Genomic DNA, 220 nt, shown 5'->3' with positions numbered 1-220 from the left:
CACCGCAGGCACACTCATTCACACCATCCATGGTCTAAAACCCATTGAAACCATTGAACATGGTGATTTAATTTGGTCAAGACAAGAGTTTGGCACAGAATATGACTACCGTCCTGTCATTGCCACCAAAGTCACACCCAATCAAGAAATCTATGAAGTTGTTGTCAAACACAGCAACAACTCCACAGAAACCTTTAAAACCACTAAAGAACACCCATTT

General features: G+C 41.4%; 1 protein-coding gene. It reads left to right on the top strand.

Annotated elements, in window-relative coordinates; genetic code table 11:
- Positions 1 to 220: polymorphic toxin-type HINT domain-containing protein (locus tag HMPREF2573_RS04195; RefSeq protein WP_228141152.1), on the top strand; the 220-nt coding region annotated here is incomplete at both ends.

Source organism: Moraxella sp. HMSC061H09, assembly GCF_001809255.1.
Taxonomy (GTDB): domain Bacteria; phylum Pseudomonadota; class Gammaproteobacteria; order Pseudomonadales; family Moraxellaceae; genus Moraxella; species Moraxella catarrhalis.
The sequence above is the reverse complement of the archived record's forward strand: the minus strand, read 5'-3'. Positions and strand labels throughout refer to the sequence as shown.